Source organism: Stutzerimonas nitrititolerans (assembly GCF_003696285.1).
Classification (GTDB): Bacteria; Pseudomonadota; Gammaproteobacteria; order Pseudomonadales; family Pseudomonadaceae; genus Stutzerimonas; species Stutzerimonas nitrititolerans.
In genome coordinates this window covers 91,507-111,711 of the sequence record NZ_RFFL01000004.1, presented here as the reverse complement: position 1 = coordinate 111,711, position 20,205 = coordinate 91,507, and the positions used below count along the sequence as shown (strand labels likewise).

Here is a 20,205-nt window from a genome sequence, read left to right as displayed (position 1 = left end):
AGCCCGCTCTCGCCTGACAGGCCGAGAGCATCCCCGATATCCGGCAGCCTTCCGCGTTGCCGAGCCCAAGCGGCGCCTATTCCCTGTTTCTTCCCTCGATCATTCGATCTGGCTACCGCCGTAGTTCACCGAGCGGCTGGCCGTACCCGTCTTTCCTGCACGAGCATGTTCTGAAATGGAATGGATTGCTGATCCAACCGCGTGGCTGGGCCTTCTCACGCTGATCGTCCTGGAAATAGTCCTGGGAATCGACAACCTGGTGTTCATCGCCATCCTCGCCGACAAGCTGCCGCCCGAGCAGCGCGACCGAGCCCGCCTGATCGGCCTGAGCCTGGCGATGATCATGCGCCTCGGCCTGCTGGCCAGCATCGCCTGGCTGGTGACGCTCACCGAGCCGCTGCTGGAGGTCTTCGGCCATACCTTCTCGGGCCGCGACCTGATCATGCTCTTCGGCGGCGTGTTCCTGCTGTTCAAGGCCACCATGGAGCTGCACGAACGGCTCGAGGGGCGTACCCACCAGGTGTCGGGCAGCAAGGTCTATGCGGGCTTCTGGCCGGTGGTGGCGCAGATCATCGTGCTCGACGCCGTGTTCTCGCTGGATGCCGTGATCACCGCGGTGGGCATGGTCGAGCACCTGCCGGTGATGATGATCGCGGTGGTGATCTCGATGGGTCTGATGATCCTGGCCAGCAAGCCGTTGACCGCGTTCGTCAATGCGCGGCCGACCGTCATCATGCTCTGCCTGGGCTTCCTGATGATGATCGGCTTCAGCCTGACCGCCGAAGGCCTGGGCTTCCATATTCCGAAGGGCTATCTGTATGCGGCCATCGGTTTCTCGATCCTCATCGAGTTCTTCAACCAGTTCGCCCGCTCGCGCCGCAAGCGCAGCCTGCAGGGTGAGCGCGGCCTGCGCGAGCGCACCGCGCATGCAGTGATGCGCCTGCTGGGCGGGCGTCTCGAGGCCGACGAAGTGGGCGACGACATCGCCGACATGGTCGGTGACCTGGGCGACGAGCAATTGCTGTTCGATCGCCGCGAGCGGGTGATGATCAGCGGCGTGCTGAGCCTGGCCGAGCAGTCGATCCGCAAGGCCATGACCGACCGCATGGAAGTGGACCGGATCAACCTCGAAGAGCCGCTCGAGAAGGTCCACCAAGCCTTGCTGGAGTCGCCGTATTCGCGCCTGGTGGTCACCCGCGGCGGGTCCCTGGACGAGCCCTTGGGCTACATCCACAAGAAGGAGCTGTTCAAGGAACTGCTCAAGGGCCATCAGCCGGACCTAGAAAGCCTAGTGCGTGCGCCGATCTTCCTGCCGGACAGCTGCTCCGTGCTCAATGCGCTGGAACAGATGCGCCAGGCCTCGACCCACGTGGCCTTCGTGGTCAGCGAGTTCGGCCATTTCGAAGGGCTGCTGACCCTGACCGACATTCTCGAGGCAATCGCCGGCGAACTGCCCGACGCCAGCGAGATAGACGGCCCGGATATCGAAACCGTCGAAGGCGGCTATCGCGTGAGCGGCGCCATCAACCTGGCCGTATTACGCGACCAGCTGGGCTTCCACGCCAAAGCCACGGACGATTACCAGACCCTCTCGGGGCTGGTGATGAGCGAGCTGGACCGTCTGCCGATCATCGGCGACCAGATCGAATACGCCGGCTGGAAACTGAGCGTGGTCGAAGTCAAGGACCGGCGCGTGGCGAAGATGCTGTTGAAACCGCAGGAAGCGACCCGCTAGGGTCTGTTCCCGTTTCGTCGCACTCCGCGTTGCTGCGACAAATGTCGCCAGGCCGGGCGGCGTTCCGCAAGGCGCGGGACGCAGGCAATGGTCGCTCCCTTGCCAAGTTCCGCAACGCCGCATGGCGACATTTGCCGCGCAACCCTTCGGGCCGGGCCTGTTTTTGCGCGATGCGGCGTTTCTCGTCGCTTATTTGGAACGACCAAACTTCGCTTCTCGTGCCTTGCCTCGCGCAAAAACAGGCTCCGGCGCGGACGCGTACGAAACGGGAACAGACCCTAGCCATTTAGGTGCCCCTGTTACCTCACGGGAGAGGGGCCAGGGGCGCCTGGCCAGACAGTCTTCCCTGGCTCAGGGCTTGGGCAGAAAACCGGGCAGCTCTTCCATCCGCTTCATCCAGCGCGCGACATGGCTGTATGGCTCCAGCTCCACGCCGCCCTCCGGCGACAGCACGACGTAGGGGTAGACCGCGCAATCGGCAATCGTCGGTCGCCCCAGCGCCAGCCAGTCGTGGCGTTGCAAGTGCGCATCGAGCAGCGCGAGAACCGCGGGCGCCTTCGCCAGCGCCGCCGACTGGTCCAGGTCATAGCCGAACTTCTGTACCAGCCGCGCCGCGCAAAGGCTGTGCTGAACCTCGTTGGCGGCGAACGAGAGCCACTGGACGATTTCCGCCTGGCCTTGCGGATGGGCCGGCCACCAGGCCAGGCCGCCGTAGGCACCGGCGAGGTAGACCAGGATCGCCTGGGAATCACGGAAGACCTGCGCGCCGTCCTCCAGGACAGGAAGCTGACCCAGGGGGTTCATGTCCGAAAGCGGCGGCTGTTTGTGCGCTCCGTTGAGGAAATCCACCGGAACCTTTTCCAGCTCGATGTTGGCCAGCGCCGCGAAAAGCCGCACCTTGTAGCAGTTACCGGATGCTTCCAGGTCGTAGAGTTTCATTGCTTGGCTCCTTGGACGATTTGATTGAATTCGAGGACATTGCCGTCGGGGTCGCGAATGAACAGCGCGACCCTCCGCGGGCCGATGGGATGCGGCCCCTCGGTGACAACGATTCCCTGCTCGCTCAGCCAGGCCTCGAGCGCCTGGAGATCATCGACGATGAACGCCGGATGGGTCATGCCCGGTAGCTTGACCGGAGCATCCAGCAGAGCGTTGTGGGCATCGGGCAGGCGCGCGCCATTGAAGATCAGATTGATCCGCACGCCACCCGGGCTGAGCATCTCGTTGGCCTCGAACGACGGAAAGCTTGCGCTCTCCACAAAGCCGAGCGCCTGATAAAAGGACATCGCCCGGCCCTTGTCGCTGACACGAATTCCGATATGGTCGTAGGCGAGAATCCGGGCGGGATTGCTTCGTTGGTTCATCTGTTGAACTCCGGTGACCTAGGTCCCTGCAGTTTCAGTCGGAGCCGGCGTTTCACCTATGCCGCGGACCTGACAATAGCTATGCGGTAATCGCACAGATCGAAAGGTGGCAATGGACAGGCTCAAGGCAATCGCCAATTTCGTGCGGATCGTCGACAACGGCAGCCTGAGCGCGGCGGCCGATGCGACGGGTCAGTCCGTGGCGTCGCTGGTTCGCTCGCTGGCGGCGCTGGAGCGCTACCTGGGCGTGCGCTTGCTGAACCGCAGCACCCGGCGCATGGCACTGACCGACGAAGGAGCGGAGTACCTGGCCTGGAGCCGGCGCATGCTCGCTGACTTCGATGACATGGAACAGCGGCTGGAGGCGCGCGACGGCATCGTTCGTGGCCTGCTGCGCGTGACCGCGCCCGTGGAGTTTGGGCAACGCTACATCGCGCCGCTCGTGAACGCCTTTCTCGCGGAGCATGGGCAGTTGCGGGTCGAGCTGAGCCTGAGCGATCAGATGCTTCCCTTGCTCGATGAGCGTCTCGACCTCGCGCTGCGCATCGGCCATCTGCCCGACTCGGCTCTGGTGGCGCGCAAGGTCGGCGCCACCCGGCTCGTCACCTGCGCGAGCCCGGATTACCTTCGCGCTGCCCCGGCTATCGACAGCCCCGGCTCGCTGCGGGAGCACGCGTGCATCACGCTCGCCTCGCAAGGACGGCACTGGTACTACCGGCACGCAGACAAGGAGCAGGCCGAGGAAATCGCTCCGAGGCTGGTCTGCAATCAGATTCGAGCCGCAAGCCAGGCCTGCGTGCAGGGCCTGGGCATTACCCGGTTGTTGCATTATCAAGTGGTGGATGAGCTGGCCGACGGACGCCTGGTGAGGATTCTCAGGGATTTCGAGCCCCTGGACCTGCCCATCCAACTGGTCTATCCCCATTCCCTTCAGCTTTCGCCGCGCGTGCGGGCCTTCGTCGAATGGGCTTGCCCGCAGCTGGAAGAACTCACCCCTGATCCCGATGCCGGCTAGGCTGGCAACTTCCGATCCGAGGTGCTGGCCGGGGTGGAAAACTTTTTCCAGACCTGACCCGCAGAGCGCATACACTGCCTCGATACCGGGCTCCCCGGGCAGCCCCAGCAGAGCGAACTGACCCATGCAATTCGAAACCTGGCTCATCTTCCTGGCGGCATCGGCAGGCCTGTCATTGTCGCCGGGGCCTAATGGTCTGCTCGCGCTGACCCATGGCGCCATGCATGGTAGCCGCAAGACCTCATTCACCATCCTCGGTGGCGCGCTGGGTTTCGTGCTGGTCATCGCGCTGTGCATGTTCGGCATCGGCGCGCTGATCCAATCCTCCGTGCACTGGCTGACGGCCCTGAAATGGCTCGGCGGCCTTTACCTCGTCTGGCTTGGTATCCAGGTCTGGCGCTCGCCTGCCATTTCGGTGGCCGTGAGCGAACGGATCGAGGCGAAAGGCTGGCTGCTGTTCCGGCAGGGCCTGCTCTCGGCAGCTACCAATCCCAAGTGCCTGCTCTTCTTCAGCGCCTTCCTGCCGCAGTTCATCGACCCGCAGCGCAGCCTGTTGCAGCAGTTCGCCGTGGTGGCCGCCACCTTCGCGGCGACCGAGATCGTCACCGAGTTCGCGCTGGCGAGCGGTGCGCACCGAATCCGGCCCTGGCTCGCCCGCGTCGGACGACGTTTCAATCAGGCCTGCGGCGGCGTTTTCGTCGCGATTGGTGCTGCCCTTCCTCTACGTATGTGAACGGTTCCGGCCCATCGGCGCCTCAGACGTTCGCATCCGCAAGGTCCACTTCTTTGTGAGACTTCAGGTTTCCGGCGGGCATAAAAAAGCCGGCTTGTGGCCGGCTTTCTCGGGGTGTCGCTGGCTTACTTCTGATAAGCCGCAACCGCCTTGGTGATCGCGGCGCGGGCGGCGTCGGCGCCCTCCCAGCCTTCGACCTTGACCCACTTGCCCTTCTCCAGATCCTTGTAGTTCTCGAAGAAGTGCTTGATCTGCTCGATCAGCAGAGGGGGCAGGTCGGTGTATTCCTTAACGTCCACGTACAGCTGGGTCAGCTTGTCGTGCGGGACGGCGATGAGCTTGGCGTCGCCGCCGGCTTCGTCGGTCATGTTCAGCACGCCGACCGGGCGGCAGCGGATGACCGAGCCCGGCGCGACCGGGTAGGGCGTCACGACCAGCACGTCCAGCGGGTCGCCGTCGTCGGCCAGGGTGTGCGGGATGAAGCCGTAGTTGGCCGGGTAGAACATCGGGGTGGCCATGAAACGGTCGACGAACAGGCAATCGGTGTCGTGATCGATTTCGTATTTGATCGGCGCGTGGTTGGCCGGGATTTCGATGGCGACGTAGATGTCGTTGGGCAGGTCTTTGCCGGCCGGGACTTTGCTGTAGCTCATGAAGATTGCTCCGTGGTCGGCCAACGCGGCCTGGGGCGAAAAAAGTGGGCGCGATTATAGGCGCACTGTCGGGCATTTTGCCACGCCGCTCGGACGCAACAGGTACCGGCGGGGTGGTGCGCGCATTCGACGACCGGGCGTCAGCGAGGTTCCACGTATTGCGGATGCTCCTGTTGCAGGCGCTCGAGCCGGGCCAGCGGGTCCTGGCGATAGAAGGCCGCCAGCTGCGCATAGACCTCGGGGAAGGCTTCCTGCAGCAGGTCCGGCGCGCTGAAGAAGTACTCGCTGGTGACGGCGAAGAACTCCGCCGGGTTTTCCGCCGCGTAGGGATCGATCGGCGTCTGCGCGTCCGGATCGGCATCCAGCGCGTCGTTCAGGGCGTCGTAGGCACTCTGCATGGCGCCGGCCCAGTCGCCGATGCGCATGCTGCGGTGCAGCGGTGGCAGGCCGTTGGCATCGCCGTTGAGCATGTCGAGCTTGTGCGCCAGTTCGTGGATCACCAGGTTGTAGCCTTCCCAGCCGCCGCTTTGCTGCACGCCCGGCCAGGCGAGGATGACCGGCCCCTGCAGCCAGGCTTCGCCGCTGTGTTCGGCATCCCACTCGTGCTCGACGCCCGCGGCATCGCGATGCTTCTGCGGGCTGAGGAAGTCGTCCGGGTAGAGGACGATCTCGTGGAAGCCGCGATACCAGCCGAGCTCGGCCAGGTGCAGCAACGGCAGCTGGGCCTGAAGCGCCAGGCGCAGGCGATCTTCGGGCTGCAGGTCGACACCCGGTAGCGGCGTGAGGCGTTTATCGTGCAGGAACAGCACGGCGCGCTCGCGCAGGCGCGTCAGCTCCTCATCGCTCAAACCATCGAGCATCGGCAGGCTGTCGAGCACGCGCCGCCAGAGCTCCGGGCTGAGCGGGTTGCGGGCAAGAATGCGTTTGCGCTGCCAGGCGCGAAATGACCACATGCGGAGGTTCCAGCGGAAGGGCGCTCAACCATAAGCGTGGTGGCGATAGGCGGCAAGCGGCGCACCTCAATGGACGACGTCCCGGCTGGCCTGAGGCAGCTTGTGCGGATTGACTACCGAATAGATGCGCCGGATGTGCTGGCCGTCGCTGACCAGCGTCATCGCCGCATGAATGCGCTCGCCATGCAGCACCAGCACACCGGGTTCGCCGTTGATCCAGGCGATCCGGGTGTGCCACTGGCCAGCCGCGCGCCGGGCGATGCCGACCGCCAGCCGCACCGAGGCGCGCACGCCGTGCAGCACTTTCGAAGCCGCGCTCGCCTGGCCGCCGCCGTCGGCCATCCAGCTCACGTCCTCGGCGAGCAGTTCGGCGAAGGCCATGCCGTCCGGGTCGAGCAGCGTGGCGGCGAAGCGCTCCACCAACCGCCGATGCGCCGCATGATCGACGGTGAAGCGTGGTCGCTCGTCGCGCACCCGTCGGCGGGCGCGGCTGATGATCTGGCGGCAGGCCGCGGGACTTTTGCCCAGGGTGTCGGCGATCTGTTCGTAGGAATGGTCCAGCACGTCGCGCAACAGCAGGGCCGCGCGTTCCTCCGCACCCAGGCGCTCCAGTGCTACCAGAAAGGCCATGGAGATATCCGCGCCGACATCCATCAACCGTTCGGCTTCGTTGTCGGTGCTACCGAGCAAGGGTTCCGGCAGCCAGGGCCCGAGATATTCCTCGCGGCGGGCGCGCCGGCGGCGCAACTGGTCGATGCCCAGCCGCGTCACCACGGTGACCAGCCAGGCCTCGCCATCGCGGATGGTGTCGGTGTCGGCGGCGATCCACTTGAACCAGGCGTCCTGCAACAGATCTTCGGCGTCGGCGCGGCTGCCCAGCAGGCGGTAGGCCAGGCCGAACAGCTTTGGTTGCAGGGTCTGATAGAAATCCGTCCTGGCTTGCACGGCGACTCCTCTTGGTTGGTCCGTCCAGTATGGACGGATCGGGGTGCGCCGCTGTGACAGTCGCTGTTGGTTGTCACAACGCGTCGAGAGGCTGCGTCCTGGCTGTGTCACTTCCGACTGAGCTGGAGTTTCCCATGACCCTTCGCCTCGATTACCTCAAGCACGCCGACCCGTTGCCCCTGCAGGCGCTGACCGCCATCAGCGGCTACCTGCACGAATCCGATCCGGACCCTCAACTGCTGTCGCTGATGGAACTGCGTGCCTCGCAGCTCAACGGCTGCGCCTATTGCATCGACATGCACAGCAAGGACCTGCTGGCGCTGGAAACACCATTGCCGCGCATCCTGCTGCTACCGGCCTGGCGCGAGGCCAACGTCTACAGCCCGGCCGAACGCGCCGCGCTGGCCTGGACCGAGGCGGTCACCCGGCTGCCGGATGGCGAAATACTGGACCGCTGCTACGGTGAGTTGACCGAGCATTTCTCGCCGCGGGCGATCACCCGGCTGACCTTTGTCCTGGTCGCGATCAACAGCTGGAATCGGCTGAACGTCGCCTTCGGCCGCGAGCCGGGCCAGTACCGGCCCGGCGATCTCGATGGGGCGATGAAGCACGCGCTGGAGCGCTTCGCCGATCTGCGTGACACAACCGGGAGGAGTACCCCATGACTGAAGGTTCGGGTCGTAACGGCCTGTCGCTGCTCAATCCGCCGGGGCTGTACGATCCGGCGCCCAACGGCTATTCCCATGTGGCGCTGCTGCCGCCCGGTGCGCGGCTCGCCTTCATCGCCGGGCAGGGAGGGGAGACAGCCGATGGCTGGCTGTCGGCGCTTTTCTGTGAGCAGGTGCGCCAGGCGCTGAAGAACCTCTGCACCGCCATCGAAGCGGCGGGCGGCACGCCGCAGCAGATCGCCAAGCTGACCGTGCTCATCGTGGATCACAGCGAGGCGCGCCTGCAGGTATTCGGCGAGGAACTGGTGCATGCGCTGGGGCGCGGGCCGAAACCGGCCTGCACGCTGATCCCGGTACCGCGCCTGGCGCTGGACGGCATGCTGTTCGAGGTGGAAGCCGTGGTGTTGCTGGACGAGGTCTAGCCGCAACGCCGAGCACGGAGAGTCGCCATGAGCGCACCGGATCACAAGCGCCGCCAGCTGCTGCAGGGCCTCGGCGCCGGCATCGTCCTGCCGGCGATGGGTATCGCGCCTGCCATCATCGCCGCGCCGAGCGCCCGGCCGCAGATGGTCGATGGCGTACAGTCCGGCGATGTGATGGGCGACCGTGCGCTGATCTGGAGCCGCTGCGACCGGCCCGCCCGGTTGATCGTCGAGTGGGACACCCAGAGCCGTTTCGGTAATCCGCGGCGGGTGATCTCGCCGCTCACCGATGCCAGCGTGGACTTCACCGCCCGTGTCGACCTGCAAGGGCTGCCGGCGGACCAGTCGATCTTCTACCGCGCGCGTTTCGAGGATGCCGGCAGCGGCGTGCCCGGCGAACCCTGGCTCGGCCACCTGCGCAGCGCACCGAAGCAGCCGCGCGATATCCGCTTCGTCTGGGGCGGTGATACGTGTGGCCAGGGCTACGGGATCAACCCGGACTTCGGTGGTCTGCGCATCTACGAAACCATGCGCCAGCGCCACCCGGATTTCTTTCTGCACAGCGGCGACGTGATCTACGCCGACGGGCCGATCCCCGCCGAAGTGGCGGCCGAGGATGGCAGCCTCTGGCGCAATCTGGTCACTGAAGAGAAGAGCAAGGTTGCCGAGACCCTGCACGAATTCCGTGGCAACTACCGCTACAACCTGCTGGACGAGCACTTGCGCGCGTTCAACGCCGAGGTGCCGCAGATCTGGCAGTGGGACGACCACGAGGTGACCAACAACTGGTCGCCGGGCATGGAACTGGACGGCCGTTACCAGGTGCGCGATGTCGATACATTGGTACGCCGCGCGCGCCAGGCCTATCTGGAGTACGCACCGATGCGCCAGTCCCGCGGCGACGGGCTGGGGCGCATCTATCGTAAGGTCAGCTATGGGCCGCTGCTGGAGATGTTCGTACTGGACATGCGCAGCCACCGCGGGCCGAACACCCATAACCTGCAAAGGGAGCAGGGAGCGGAGACGGCCTTTCTCGGTCAGGAGCAACTGGTCTGGCTCAAGCGCGAGCTGCACGCCTCGAGGGCTACCTGGAAAGTCATCGCGGCGGACATGCCCATTGGGCTGCACATAACCGATGGGCCGCGCTGGGAGGGAATCGCCAATGGCAACGACGGCGCGGCGCTCGGACGCGAGCTGGAGATTGCCGAGCTGCTGGCCTTCATCCAGCGAGCGGGCGTGCGCAACACCCTGTGGCTGACCGCGGATGTCCACTACTGTGCGGCGCACCACTACCACCCCAACCGCGCGGCGTTCCAGCAGTTCGAACCGTTCTGGGAGTTCGTCGCCGGGCCGCTGAACGCCGTCGCCAGCTTCGGCCCGAGCCCGCTGGATGGCACCTTCGGCCCGGACGTGGTGTTTCAGAAGTTCGCGCCCACGCCCCACAGCTCACCGCGGGCGGGCTACCAGTTCTTCGGCGAGGTGGCGATCGACGGTCAGTCCGGCTCGCTTGCCGTGAGCCTGCGCGACATTCACGGCAGCGTCGTCTTCAGCCAGGCCCTGGAGCCCTGGCAGCCGACCTGAGCCGCTCAGCCGAGCAGGAAGTTGCCGGCGCGGGACGTGCCGTCCAGCGTCGGTACCTCGGCTTCGTCCTTCAGTTGCACGCCGGAGAGCTGGCGGCGGCAGGCTTCGCGCATCAGATACAGCAGACGGTGCGCGGCGAGGTTGTAGGCGAGACCTTCGGGGCGGATGTTGGAGATGCAGTTGCGCTGGGCGTCGTGGCGGCCGACTTGTGGCGCCCAGGTGAAGTAGAGGCCCAGGCTGTCCGGCGAGCTGAGGCCGGGGCGTTCGCCCAGCAGGATCACCGTCATACGCGCCTCGAGTCGCTGGCCGATCTCGTCAGCAATGGCCACACGGCCTTGTTCGACGAGGCTGATCGGGCCCAGCGACCAGCCTTCGCTGCGGCAGTGTTCGACGATCTTCAGCGCCATCGGCAGAGCGTGGCGCTGCACGGCCAGCGCCGAGAGGCCGTCGGCGATCACCAGGGCGAGGTCGCAGGCTGGTTGATCGAGCTCATCCAGCCGCGCGGCGCTGGGTTCGTCCAGGCGCCGGCCCAGGTCCGGGCGTTGCAGGTAGAGCTGTCGGTCGGCGGCGGCACTGTGCAGGCGCAGGCAATCCAGCTCATGTTGCTGCAGGGCGTGCAACAGCGCTTCGCTGTCCAGCGGCAGGTGCACGGCGTCGCGCGCCTGGGCGTGGGCGAACTGGAAGTCCAGCTGCGCGCGGGTGGGCAGGCTGGTGCCGGCGCGACCGAGGGCGATGCGCGCCGGGGTGAGCTGGCGCAGGTGTTGCCAGGGGTTGGGCGTGGTGGGGGGATGGGAGGGCATGGCTACCTCGTTTTCAGGTATCACGGCCAGACGCGTGGAAAAGACCTGCGGTCGTTTTCCACCCTACGGCTGCGGTGGGTGTGCCGGCGTAGGGGGGAAAACCGCGCAGCGTTTTCCACCGGGATGCAGGTGGCGTCGGCGGAGTGGTTCATGCCAGTTGCTCCAGTGCCCGGCGAAATGGCTCGGGCAGCTCGGGGCCCAGGCGCAGGCGATTGCCGTCCTGGCGCAGGATGTCCATCTTCGCCAGCCACGCCTCGAATTCCGGCGCGGCCCTGAGGCCCAGCACCTGGCGCACGTAGAGCGCATCGTGGAAGGAGGTGGTCTGGTAGTTGAGCATTACGTCGTCCGAACCCGGGATGCCCATGATGAAGTTGATGCCGGCCGCGCCGAGCAGGGTCAGCAACATGTCCATGTCGTCCTGGTCGGCTTCGGCGTGGTTGGTGTAGCAGATGTCGCAACCCATGGGCACGCCCAGCAGCTTGCCGCAGAAGTGGTCCTCCAGCCCGGCGCGGATGATCTGCTTGCCGTCGAACAGATACTCCGGGCCGATGAAGCCGACCACGGTATTCACCAGCAGCGGCTTGAAGCGGCGCGCCACGGCATAGGCGCGGGCTTCGCAGGTCTGCTGGTCGAGGCCATGGTGGGCGCCCGCCGACAGTGCGCTGCCCTGGCCGGTCTCGAAGTACATCAAGTTGTCGCCGAGCGTGCCGCGTTTCTGTGAAAGCCCGGCTTCGTAGCCTTCCTGCAAGGTCGCCAGGCTGATGCCGAAGCTGGCGTTGGCCGCCTCGGTGCCGGCGATCGACTGGAACACTAGGTCCAGCGGCGCTCCGCGCTCGATGGCGGCGATGGAGGTGGTGACGTGGGTCAGGATGCAGCCCTGGGTTGGGATCTCGTAGCGCTGGATGATGGCGTCGAGCATCTTCAGCAGCTCGCAGATGCCGGCGGTGCTGTCGGTGGCCGGGTTGATGCCGATCACCGCGTCGCCGTTGCCGTAGAGCAGGCCGTCGAGGATGCTCGCGGCGATGCCGGCACCGTCGTCGGTGGGGTGGTTGGGTTGCAGGCGGGTGGACATCCGCCCCGGCAGGCCGATGGTGTTGCGAAAGCGCGTCACCACCCGCGGCTTCTGCGCCACCAGGATCAGGTCCTGCACGCGCATGATCTTCGACACCGCCGCCACCATTTCCGGCGTCAGCCCCGGCGCCAGGGCCGCCAGCGCGGCGCCGTCGGCCTCATCGCCAAGCAGCCAGTTGCGAAAATCCCCCACGGTCAAATGGCTGACCGGCGCGAAAGCGGCGGCATCATGGCTGTCGATGATCAGCCGGGTGACTTCGTCCTCTTCGTAGGGGATCAGCGCCTCGTCGAGAAAACGCCTGAGCGGCACCTCGGCCAGGCACATCTGCGCCGCCACGCGCTCGGCATCGCTGCCGGCGGCAACCCCGGCGAGCAGGTCGCCGGAGCGCGCCGGGCTGGCCTTGGCCATCAGCTCGCGCAGGTCGTCGAAGCGCCAGGTGGTGCCGCCTACGTCGTGCGAGTAGCCCATATCGCCTCCTCAGTGCAGCGCCGCCTCGGCTTTCTCGATTGCCGCGAACTCCTCTTCCGGCGTGCCGGCTACCAGGTGGTGGCGGCTGTAGAAGGCGAAGTAGGCAATGAAGATGCCGTAGATGATCGCCGCGCCGACCACCACGCGCGGGTCCACCAGGAAGCCCGCGATCACGGCAATGCACGCCAGCACTAGGGCGACGCCCGAGGTGAAGATGCCGCCGGGCGTCCTGTACGGGCGATGCATGTCCGGGCGGCGCAGGCGCAGGGTGATGTGCGAAGCCATCATCAGCACGTAGGAAATGGTCGCGCCGAACACCGCCACCAGGATCAGCAGGTCGCCCTGGCCGGTCAGCGAAAGGGCGAAGCCGACCAGGCCGGGGATCACCAGCGCCAGCACCGGTACCTTGTTGCGGTTGGTCAGCGACAGCTTGCGCGGCAAGTAGCCGGCCCGCGACAGCGCGAAGATCTGCCGCGAGTAGGCGAAGATGATCGAGAAGAAACTGGCGATCAGTCCGGCCAGGCCGACCAGGTTGACGAAGCCGCTCATCCAGGTGGACGAGCCGTAGGCGGTGGTCAGCGCTTCCACCAGCGGGTTGCCTGATTCGATCAGCGTGCTGGAGCCGGCGCCACCCGGTCCGACCAGCAGGATCAGCCCGGCGAAGGCCAACAGCACCAGCATGGCGCCGATCAGCCCGCGCGGCATGTCGCGTTGCGGATTCTTGGTTTCCTCGGCGGCCAGCGGCACGCCTTCGACGGCGAGGAAGAACCAGATGGCATAGGGAATCGCCGCCCAGATGCCGACGTAGCCGAACGGCAGGAAGGCGCTGGCACCCGCTGCCGTGGTGGGTGCAATGTCCATCAGATTGGCCACCGAGAAGTGCGGCACCATCGCCACGATGAACACGCCCAGCGCCAGCGCGGCGACGGCGGTGATGATGAACATCAGCTTGAGCGCCTCGCCGACGCCGAAGATGTGGATGCCGATGAAGACGATGTAGAAGGCGAGGTAGACCATCCAGCCGCCGATACCGAACAGCGATTCGCAGTAGGCGCCGATGAACACCGCGATGGCCGCCGGTGCGATGGCATATTCGATGAGGATCGCCGTGCCGGTGAGAAAGCCGCCCAGCGGGCCGAACGCCGTGCGGGCGAAGCCGTAGCCGCCGCCTGCCGTGGGCACCATCGACGACAGCTCGGCGAGGGAGAAGCACATGCACAAGTACATGGTGGCCATCAGCAGCGTGGCGATGAACAACCCGCCCCAGCCGCCTTGCGCCAGGCCGAAGTTCCAGCCGGCGTAGTCGCCGGAAATCACGTAGGCGACGCCGAGGCCGACCAGCAGCACCCAGCCGGCGGCGCCTTTCTTGAGTTCGCGTTCCTGGAAGTAGCTGCTGCCGACGGCTTCGAAGTCGACGGCATGTTGCGGTGACGTGGAACTGCTGTGTTCGAGAGCCATGATCGTTCCTCGCAGGTGGTTGGCAACTCTCCCTAGCAAGCGTCATGCCCTGCGCCAGAACCTGTAGGTTCGGCGCGTTTTGTCTGCAGAGTGCGGCAGGAACGCACCTTTCCGGGCTCCACGGCACCATGACGGCGCCCGGCAGGTGTCTTGTTCGAGCGCGGGCGGCCGGCGCCGCCCGCGCGGTGCTTCAGAAGAAGCCCAGCGGGTTGATGTCGTAGCTGATCAGCAGGTTCTTGGTCTGCTGGTAATGGTCGAGGATCATCTTGTGGGTTTCGCGACCGACACCGGACTTCTTGTAGCCACCGAACGCGGCATGCGCCGGGTACAGGTGGTAGCAGTTGGTCCACACCCGTCCGGCCTTGATCCCGCGACCCATGCGGTAGGCGCGGTTGATGTCGCGGGTCCAGACGCCGGCGCCCAGGCCGAACTCAGTGTCGTTGGCGATGGCCAGTGCCTCGGCCTCGTCCTTGAAGGTGGCCACGCCGATCACCGGGCCGAAGATCTCCTCCTGGAACACGCGCATCTTGTTGTGCCCCTTGAGCAGCGTCGGCTGGATGTAGTAACCCGACGCGAGCGAGCCCTCGAGTTTCTCCACACCGCCGCCGGTCAGCACCTCGGCGCCTTCCTGGCGGGCGATCTCCAGGTAGCCGACGATCTTGTCGAATTGCTGCTGGCTGGCCTGAGCGCCGACCATGGTGTCGGTGTCCAGCGGGTCGCCGCGCTTGATCTGCGCGACCTTCTTCATCACCACGTCCATGAAGGAGGAGTAGATGGATTCCTGTACCAGCGCCCGCGACGGACAGGTGCAGACCTCGCCCTGGTTGAAGAAGCCCAGCACCAGCCCTTCGGCGGCCTTCTCGATGAAGGTCGGTTCGGCCTGCATGATGTCTTCGAAGTAGATGTTCGGGCTCTTGCCGCCCAGCTCGACGGTGCTCGGGATGATGTTCTCGGCCGCCAGCTTCATGATGTGCGAGCCCACCGGGGTGGAGCCGGTGAAGGCGATCTTGGCGATGCGTTTGTTGCTGGCCAGTGCCTCGCCCGCTTCCTTGCCGAAGCCCTGGACGATGTTGAGTACGCCCGGCGGCAGCAGGTCGCCGATCAGTTCGACCAGAACGGTGATGCCCAGCGGAGTCTGTTCGGCGGGCTTCAGGACCACGCAGTTGCCGGCGGCCAGGGCCGGGGCGAGCTTCCAGCAGGCCATCAGGATCGGGAAGTTCCACGGGATGATCTGCCCGACCACGCCCAGCGGTTCATGGAAATGGTAGGCCGCGGTGTGTTCGTCGATCTCGGCGCTGGTGCCTTCCTGGGCGCGGATACAGCCGGCGAAGTAGCGGAAGTGGTCGGCCGCCAGCGGGATGTCGGCGTTCAGTGTCTCGCGCACCGCCTTGCCGTTGTCCCAGGTTTCGGCGACGGCGAGCTTTTCCAGGTTGGCTTCGATGCGATCGGCGATCTTCAGCAGGATCAGCGAACGGGCCTGCACGCTGGTCTTGCCCCAGGCGTCCGCGGCGGCGTGGGCGGCGTCCAGCGCCTTTTCGATGTCGGCGGCGTCGGAGCGGGGGAATTCGCCGATGACCGAACCATCGACCGGGCTGGTATTGACGAAATATTCACCGTTGACCGGGGCGGTGAATTCGCCACCGATGTAGTTGCCGTAGCGCGCTTCGAGGGACAGGACGGCGCCAGGCGTACCGGGTTTTGCGTAAATCATGACGGCGATCTCTCTTGTGGAGTGGGAAGGGGCAGCACGCTGACTCGGAGCGTGCTGCGAGCCGCGATGGGATGACGCCCTGGCTCGATACCGGCGTCAAACCACGTGAAAAATCAGTGTGACCGCATCAGCAAGCTTAGCCGGCTTGCGGCATTTCACCTCGTTTCAGTCGACCGTTGATCTCCTCCACCACGGCCGGCAGGTCGGCAATGGTGTCGATCATGTAGTGTGGCCGCGACGCTTCGAACTGCTGTGCGATGCGAGCTCGCTCCGCTGCGAGCTTTTCGGCCGGTAGCGCCTTGTAGGCAGCGTAGTCCAGGCCCAGCGCATTGCCGGAACAGAGCAGGGCGACGGTCCACATGCCGGCGCTGCGGCCCTCCAGAATGCCCGGTGTCGTGTCGTCGACCTTGACGCAGGCGGCGACGTCGCTGATGCCCAGCGCGATCACGTTGGCCAGTGCCTGGGCCGGGTGTGGTCTTCCATTGGGCACTTCGTCGGTCGCCACCACATGGTCGGCCACGTAGCCGTTGGTGGCGGCCAGTTGCACGACCTTTTCCATCACCACGGCGGGGTAGCCGGAGCAGGAACCGATCTTCAGGCCTTTTTCACGCAACTGCCCAATGGTTTCCAGCGCGCCGGGAATCAGTGCCGAATGCTCGCCAATCTTGGCGATCTGCAGCGGCATGAAACGTTCGTAGATGGCGGTGACATCCTCGTCGCTGGGCAGGTGGCCGAAGGCGGCGCGATAGCGCTCGGCAATTTCGGGGACGTTGCACAGGGTCCGGATGTGATCCCATTTCCCCATGCCCATGGGGCCGCGAGCCTCTTCCAGGCTGACCTGCACGCCGAACTCGGCAAAGGCCTCGACGAAAATCTGGGTCGGTGCGAAGGAACCGAAGTCGACGACCGTGCCGGCCCAATCGAGAATGGCGGCCTGCAGTTGTGTGGGTTGTTGATAGTTCATTGTTCTACTCCAAGGATGATTCAGTCTGGTTTGGTTGCCGGATCGGTGGCCTGGGTGGCCTCGCTGCGGGGTGGGTCGGCGCCGGGGCGGGTATTGAACAGATCGGCGATCAGCGCGCGGTTGCGGCGCACGGCGAGGCAGCAGAGGAAGTAGTCGATATGCAGCGGGTCGCCGGCGAAACGGATGGCCCGGGTTCCGGGAAGTTCCGCGTACTCGACCGCCGAGACGAAGCCGATGCCGATGCCCTGGGCGATGCTGTGCACGATGGCTTCGCGGCTGTTGAGCTGCATCACGCAGTTCAGTGCTATGCCCTTGGCCTGGCAAGCGTTTTCGACCAGTTGGCGCGTGCGCGATCCCTGCTCGCGCAGGACCACCGCCTGGCCTTCGACTTCTCGCAGGTCGACGCTTTGCTGCGTGACCCAGGGGTGATCGCTGCGCACCACGGCGACGATCGGATGGGTCTGGTACAGCTGGGTATGCAGGCGTCGATCGACATCGGTCAGCGCCAGGATCGCCACATCGATATCGAAGTTGTACAGGCGCTCCAGGGTTTCGGCTTCGGTGGTGAACGAGGTGCCGACCTCGATCTCCGGGTGACGGCGCATCAGCTCGTAGGTGAGGCTCATGGCGATGGGTGGCGATACGGCCCCTATGCGCACCAGCCCCTTCTTTTTCTGATGGAAGCTCTGTAGCAGCTGGAGCGCTTCGTCCTCCTGGCCGAAGATCCCCTGGGTGATGGCGTACAGCTGCTGTCCCGCATCAGTCAGCACCGTATTCCTGCCGCGGCGGTGAAACAGCTCCACGGCGAATTTGCGCTCCAGCGCGGTGACCTGCTCGCTCACCGTGGGCTGGCCCAGGCTGAGGAACAGCGCCGCCTGGGTGAAACTGCCGGTTCGGGCCACCGCGTGAAAGGAGCGAAGCCACTTGTGGTATTGGTACATGCCTCGGCCCCTGCTCAGCGTTTGACGAAGTAGGCGACGGTCGCGCTCAGCAGGCACGCTGTGGTGACGACCAGGAAGATCGGCGAGGTGTTGCCGCTCAGGTCCAGGATATGTCCGATCAGCGGCTCGGCCAGCCCGGCGAACAGATAGGACGAGAAGTTCATGATGCCGGTGGCGGTGCCGGCGCGCTTGGCGCCCACCAGGTCGGGGCACAGCGCCCAGAACGATGATGCCGGGCCGTAGACGAAGAAGCCGCACAGGAACAGGGCCACCAGGCTGATCATGCTATGGCCGGGCAGGTTCCACATCCACAGGCTGGTCAGCGCACCGAGGACCATGTAGAGCATGATCGCCAGGTAGCGCTTGGAGCCGAACAGCTTGTCCGAAATCCAGCCGTTGCTGAGTGCGCCCACGGCCATGCCTACCGGCAGCGCGACCGTGATCCAGGTCGGGTTCAGCCAGGAGTCGCCGCTTTTCCAGTCGCTGCCGATGAAGTGCACCGGTACCCAGATGATCAGGCCGTAGCGGGCCGCGTTCTGGAAGCCGAGCGCCACGGCGGCAATCGCCACACGGGGGTTCTTCAGCACGGCCAGGTAGCGTTGGCGGGAACTCTCCTGCTGGCCGTCGCTGCTCTCGTGAATCTTGTCCTGTTCGTTCGCGACCCCCGTGTCCACCGGGGCGTAGCCCATGTCTTCGGGTTTTTCCCGGGCGATCAGGTAGAAGCAGATACCACCGGCGAGCATCAGCAGCACGGGCAGGCGGAAGATCCAGCGCCATTCCAGATGCAGCACGTCGATGACCACCAGCGAGGTGACGTAGGACAGGATCGAGGCACATCCGGCGGCGAACACGTAGAAGCCGTACACCTTGCCCCGTTCGCTCACGGCCCACCAGTTCGACAGCAGTCGGCTCCCCGGTGCCCAGCCGAGCGCCTGGAAATAGCCGTTCAGCGCCCAGGGTACGAACAGGCTGGTCAGGCCCGAGGCGAAGCTGACGACCCAGTTCGCGCCGCAGGAGAGGATCGCGCCGGCGCTCATCATACGCCGGCCGCCGTACTTGTCGCCCAGGTTGCCGTTGATCGCCTGGCCGATGGCATAGGCCCAGAGCATTCCCGTCGAGACCCAGCCAAGCGTCTGCTTGGACAGGCCGAACTCTTCCTGCATGCCGGGAATGGCGAAGCCGAACGTCTGCCGGCCGGTATAGAAGAACAGGTAGCAGAACATGGCGGCCAACAGCATGCGCCATTGCATCCGCCGGAAGGATTTGCTGGAGGTGGTCGGTAGCGTTTCTGCGATTGTCATCGTGTTTATCCTTCTTGTTATAGACCGACGTGCGGCAATGCGCGCCGGCTCACTTTGAGGTGCAGGGATAACGAGGAAGGGCCGAGCCCTGGCGGATCAGTGCACGGGACTTCGTTCGGCGCCGATGAAGTTCTTGCCGCGGGCACCGAGCAGGGCGTAGCCGACGATCTGTTCCGCTTCGTTGGCGTCGACGCCGTAATCGGAAAAATCGGTCTTCACGTCCAGGCTGTGCAGGAATTGCCGCAGTCGCTGCTGGGCGGTGCCGAGGTCGGGGCCGAACACCTGTTGCAGCACCTGGTCGCGCGCGGGGTCGCGTCCCCAGGCCAGCCCCAGGACCATCGGCAGGGTGAAGGAGCAGGCGATGCCGTGGGGCAGCCCGTGGCGCAGGGTCATCTCATAGGAAATCGAGTGGGCGAGGGCTGTCTTGGTGTTGGAGAACGCCAGCCCGGCCTTCATTGCTGCCAGGGCCATCCGCGCGCGCAGTTCGAGGTTGCCCAGGTCCTTGCAGAGCGCTGGCAGGCACGCCAGCACATCACCTATCGCCGATACGGCGAAGGTGTCCGATACCGGGTTGGCGTTCACATTCCAGATGGATTCCATCGCGTGCGAGAGCGCATCCAGCCCGGTGGATACGGTGATGCCCCGCGGAACGGTCAGCATCAGCTGTGGATCGATGATCGCGGCCTTGGGCCATGTGCATTCCAGGTGCAGGGAGTACTTCTTCAGGTTCGCCGAATCCCAGATCGTCGCCCAAGGGGTCACCTCGCTGCCGGTCCCGGCGGTGGTGGGAATGGCAATCAGGCTCTTGGCCTGGGCCGGGGTGAAGGCCTGGCCGGCGGCCAGCAACTCGAGTAGTTCGTTGAAGCGCCCGCTCTGGGTGCCGACGATCAGCGCCTTGGCGGTGTCGATGGCGCTGCCACCGCCCAGTGCTATCACGGTGTGGCAGTGCCCGGCCTGTTGCCAGAAACGTTCGTACAGGCCGGCCAGTTGCGCCACGTCGGGATTGGGTTGAACGTCCTCGACGATGTAGGCCAGTCGATCGCCGAGCAACGCCTGGACCCGATCGATCAGACCCAGCGAGCGCGCTTCGGGGAAGGTGACCAGCGCGACGTGCTGGTTTTCGGTAAGGGTGCGGATTTCTTTCAGGCTGTCGTTGCCGAAGAACGTCGCGACTGGATTGTGAAATTTTTGCGACATGCGAAGTCTCCTGGATCTTGTTTTTAGGTAGGTGACCGGGGAGTCATACTTGCCTCGCAGTGTCGATAAGAGCCAATCGATTGTTCGTGGGTATGTATCGGTTCAGCCGATACCTGAGCGAAAGCGCATCGCACTCGGTGTCAACGACGGGCCGGTGTCGCGACACGCGGAATACTCCGGAGCCGATCGCGGCTGGCCCCTTGGTTCTCGTGCTAATCTGCTGC

Annotated in this window: 19 protein-coding genes; 6 read left to right on the top strand and 13 right to left on the bottom strand. The window is 65.2% G+C overall.

What is annotated here, in order from left to right; genetic code table 11:
• The first annotated feature begins 175 nt into the window (after positions 1-175).
• Positions 176-1,735: a TerC family protein gene (locus tag EA795_RS06125; protein WP_122076160.1), complete on the top strand. Its 1,560-nt coding sequence runs from the start codon at positions 176-178 to the stop codon at positions 1,733-1,735.
• Positions 1,736-2,086: 351 nt separating this feature from the next.
• On the opposite strand, the gene EA795_RS06115 is transcribed toward EA795_RS06125, so the two are convergent.
• Positions 2,087-2,674, bottom strand: a complete 588-nt coding sequence (locus EA795_RS06115; RefSeq protein ID WP_122076156.1) for a glutathione S-transferase family protein — start codon at positions 2,672-2,674, stop codon at positions 2,087-2,089.
• Entirely contained in the window at positions 2,671-3,099 is a 429-nt protein-coding gene (locus EA795_RS06110) for a VOC family protein (protein WP_122076154.1), read from the bottom strand. The genes EA795_RS06115 and EA795_RS06110 overlap by 4 nt, the downstream gene beginning before the upstream one ends.
• 112 nt (positions 3,100-3,211) lie before the next feature.
• Here EA795_RS06110 and EA795_RS06105 point away from each other — a divergent pair, with 112 nt between their 5' ends.
• The gene (locus EA795_RS06105) at positions 3,212-4,114 is read left to right on the top strand and encodes a LysR family transcriptional regulator (protein ID WP_122076151.1); all 903 of its coding nucleotides are present in this window, start codon (positions 3,212-3,214) and stop codon (positions 4,112-4,114) included.
• Positions 4,115-4,238: 124 nt separating this feature from the next.
• A complete protein-coding gene (locus EA795_RS06100) occupies positions 4,239-4,847 on the top strand; it encodes a LysE family translocator (RefSeq protein ID WP_014854013.1) in 609 nt (202 codons plus the stop codon).
• Between the two features lie 125 nt (positions 4,848-4,972).
• On the opposite strand, the gene ppa is transcribed toward EA795_RS06100, so the two are convergent.
• The 3 genes from ppa to sigJ form a co-directional block, all read right to left on the bottom strand.
• The gene (gene ppa / locus EA795_RS06095) at positions 4,973-5,500 is read right to left on the bottom strand and encodes an inorganic diphosphatase (protein WP_014854012.1); all 528 of its coding nucleotides are present in this window, start codon (positions 5,498-5,500) and stop codon (positions 4,973-4,975) included.
• A 140-nt stretch (positions 5,501-5,640) separates the two neighbouring features.
• Positions 5,641-6,453 carry a M90 family metallopeptidase gene (locus tag EA795_RS06090; protein WP_122076149.1) on the bottom strand — a complete coding sequence of 271 codons (813 nt, stop codon included), beginning with the start codon at positions 6,451-6,453 and terminating at the stop codon, positions 5,641-5,643.
• Positions 6,454-6,519: 66 nt separating this feature from the next.
• Complete coding sequence (sigJ, locus tag EA795_RS06085) at positions 6,520-7,398, bottom strand: RNA polymerase sigma factor SigJ (RefSeq protein WP_122076146.1); 879 nt, start codon at positions 7,396-7,398, stop codon at positions 6,520-6,522.
• A 134-nt stretch (positions 7,399-7,532) separates the two neighbouring features.
• Here sigJ and EA795_RS06080 point away from each other — a divergent pair, with 134 nt between their 5' ends.
• Genes EA795_RS06080 through EA795_RS06070 form a run of 3 tightly spaced genes read left to right on the top strand, consistent with a single transcriptional unit; the run spans position 7,533 to position 10,069 of the window.
• Positions 7,533-8,063, top strand: coding sequence for a carboxymuconolactone decarboxylase family protein (locus EA795_RS06080; protein WP_122076144.1), 531 nt, complete (start codon positions 7,533-7,535; stop codon positions 8,061-8,063).
• Positions 8,060-8,488 carry a RidA family protein gene (locus tag EA795_RS06075; RefSeq protein ID WP_122076142.1) on the top strand — a complete coding sequence of 143 codons (429 nt, stop codon included), beginning with the start codon at positions 8,060-8,062 and terminating at the stop codon, positions 8,486-8,488. Before EA795_RS06080 ends, EA795_RS06075 begins: the two co-directional genes overlap by 4 nt.
• A 27-nt stretch (positions 8,489-8,515) precedes the next feature.
• Positions 8,516-10,069 (top strand): alkaline phosphatase D family protein, encoded by a 1,554-nt coding sequence (locus tag EA795_RS06070; protein WP_122076139.1) that lies wholly within the window; start codon positions 8,516-8,518, stop codon positions 10,067-10,069.
• Between the two features lie 5 nt (positions 10,070-10,074).
• Here the strand turns inward: EA795_RS06070 and eutC are convergent, their stop codons facing one another.
• The 8 genes from eutC to psrA form a co-directional block, all read right to left on the bottom strand.
• Positions 10,075-10,869 carry an ethanolamine ammonia-lyase subunit EutC gene (eutC, locus tag EA795_RS06065; protein WP_014854007.1) on the bottom strand — a complete coding sequence of 265 codons (795 nt, stop codon included), beginning with the start codon at positions 10,867-10,869 and terminating at the stop codon, positions 10,075-10,077.
• Positions 10,870-11,017: 148 nt separating this feature from the next.
• Positions 11,018-12,409 (bottom strand): ethanolamine ammonia-lyase subunit EutB, encoded by a 1,392-nt coding sequence (locus EA795_RS06060; protein ID WP_122076137.1) that lies wholly within the window; start codon positions 12,407-12,409, stop codon positions 11,018-11,020.
• Between the two features lie 9 nt (positions 12,410-12,418).
• The gene (gene eat, locus EA795_RS06055; RefSeq protein ID WP_058076160.1) at positions 12,419-13,867 is read right to left on the bottom strand and encodes an ethanolamine permease; all 1,449 of its coding nucleotides are present in this window, start codon (positions 13,865-13,867) and stop codon (positions 12,419-12,421) included.
• Positions 13,868-14,057: 190 nt separating this feature from the next.
• Positions 14,058-15,578: an acetaldehyde dehydrogenase ExaC gene (gene exaC / locus EA795_RS06050; RefSeq protein ID WP_058076915.1), complete on the bottom strand. Its 1,521-nt coding sequence runs from the start codon at positions 15,576-15,578 to the stop codon at positions 14,058-14,060.
• Between the two features lie 136 nt (positions 15,579-15,714).
• Positions 15,715-16,542 (bottom strand): phosphonoacetaldehyde hydrolase, encoded by an 828-nt coding sequence (gene phnX, locus EA795_RS06045; RefSeq protein ID WP_058076162.1) that lies wholly within the window; start codon positions 16,540-16,542, stop codon positions 15,715-15,717.
• Positions 16,543-16,562: 20 nt separating this feature from the next.
• Positions 16,563-17,483, bottom strand: a complete 921-nt coding sequence (locus EA795_RS06040; RefSeq protein WP_058076163.1) for a LysR substrate-binding domain-containing protein — start codon at positions 17,481-17,483, stop codon at positions 16,563-16,565.
• 14 nt (positions 17,484-17,497) lie between these two features.
• Complete coding sequence (locus EA795_RS06035; RefSeq protein WP_058076164.1) at positions 17,498-18,784, bottom strand: MFS transporter; 1,287 nt, start codon at positions 18,782-18,784, stop codon at positions 17,498-17,500.
• A gap of 96 nt (positions 18,785-18,880) precedes the next feature.
• The gene (psrA, locus tag EA795_RS06030; protein ID WP_122076135.1) at positions 18,881-19,981 is read right to left on the bottom strand and encodes an iron-containing alcohol dehydrogenase PsrA; all 1,101 of its coding nucleotides are present in this window, start codon (positions 19,979-19,981) and stop codon (positions 18,881-18,883) included.
• Positions 19,982-20,205 lie beyond the last annotated feature (224 nt).

Coding starts and splice junctions, on each gene's coding strand:
- EA795_RS06080 (WP_122076144.1), top strand. CDS start 7,533: ATGACCCTTCGCCTCGATTACCTCAAGCACGCCGACCCGTTGCCCCTG.
- EA795_RS06125 (WP_122076160.1), top strand. CDS start 176: ATGGAATGGATTGCTGATCCAACCGCGTGGCTGGGCCTTCTCACGCTG.
- psrA (WP_122076135.1), bottom strand. CDS start 19,981: ATGTCGCAAAAATTTCACAATCCAGTCGCGACGTTCTTCGGCAACGAC.
- exaC (WP_058076915.1), bottom strand. CDS start 15,578: ATGATTTACGCAAAACCCGGTACGCCTGGCGCCGTCCTGTCCCTCGAA.
- phnX (WP_058076162.1), bottom strand. CDS start 16,542: ATGAACTATCAACAACCCACACAACTGCAGGCCGCCATTCTCGATTGG.
- EA795_RS06115 (WP_122076156.1), bottom strand. CDS start 2,674: ATGAAACTCTACGACCTGGAAGCATCCGGTAACTGCTACAAGGTGCGG.
- EA795_RS06075 (WP_122076142.1), top strand. CDS start 8,060: ATGACTGAAGGTTCGGGTCGTAACGGCCTGTCGCTGCTCAATCCGCCG.
- EA795_RS06105 (WP_122076151.1), top strand. CDS start 3,212: ATGGACAGGCTCAAGGCAATCGCCAATTTCGTGCGGATCGTCGACAAC.
- EA795_RS06100 (WP_014854013.1), top strand. CDS start 4,239: ATGCAATTCGAAACCTGGCTCATCTTCCTGGCGGCATCGGCAGGCCTG.
- eat (WP_058076160.1), bottom strand. CDS start 13,867: ATGGCTCTCGAACACAGCAGTTCCACGTCACCGCAACATGCCGTCGAC.
- eutC (WP_014854007.1), bottom strand. CDS start 10,869: ATGCCCTCCCATCCCCCCACCACGCCCAACCCCTGGCAACACCTGCGC.
- EA795_RS06110 (WP_122076154.1), bottom strand. CDS start 3,099: ATGAACCAACGAAGCAATCCCGCCCGGATTCTCGCCTACGACCATATC.
- EA795_RS06040 (WP_058076163.1), bottom strand. CDS start 17,483: ATGTACCAATACCACAAGTGGCTTCGCTCCTTTCACGCGGTGGCCCGA.
- EA795_RS06060 (WP_122076137.1), bottom strand. CDS start 12,409: ATGGGCTACTCGCACGACGTAGGCGGCACCACCTGGCGCTTCGACGAC.
- EA795_RS06070 (WP_122076139.1), top strand. CDS start 8,516: ATGAGCGCACCGGATCACAAGCGCCGCCAGCTGCTGCAGGGCCTCGGC.
- ppa (WP_014854012.1), bottom strand. CDS start 5,500: ATGAGCTACAGCAAAGTCCCGGCCGGCAAAGACCTGCCCAACGACATC.
- EA795_RS06035 (WP_058076164.1), bottom strand. CDS start 18,784: ATGACAATCGCAGAAACGCTACCGACCACCTCCAGCAAATCCTTCCGG.
- EA795_RS06090 (WP_122076149.1), bottom strand. CDS start 6,453: ATGTGGTCATTTCGCGCCTGGCAGCGCAAACGCATTCTTGCCCGCAAC.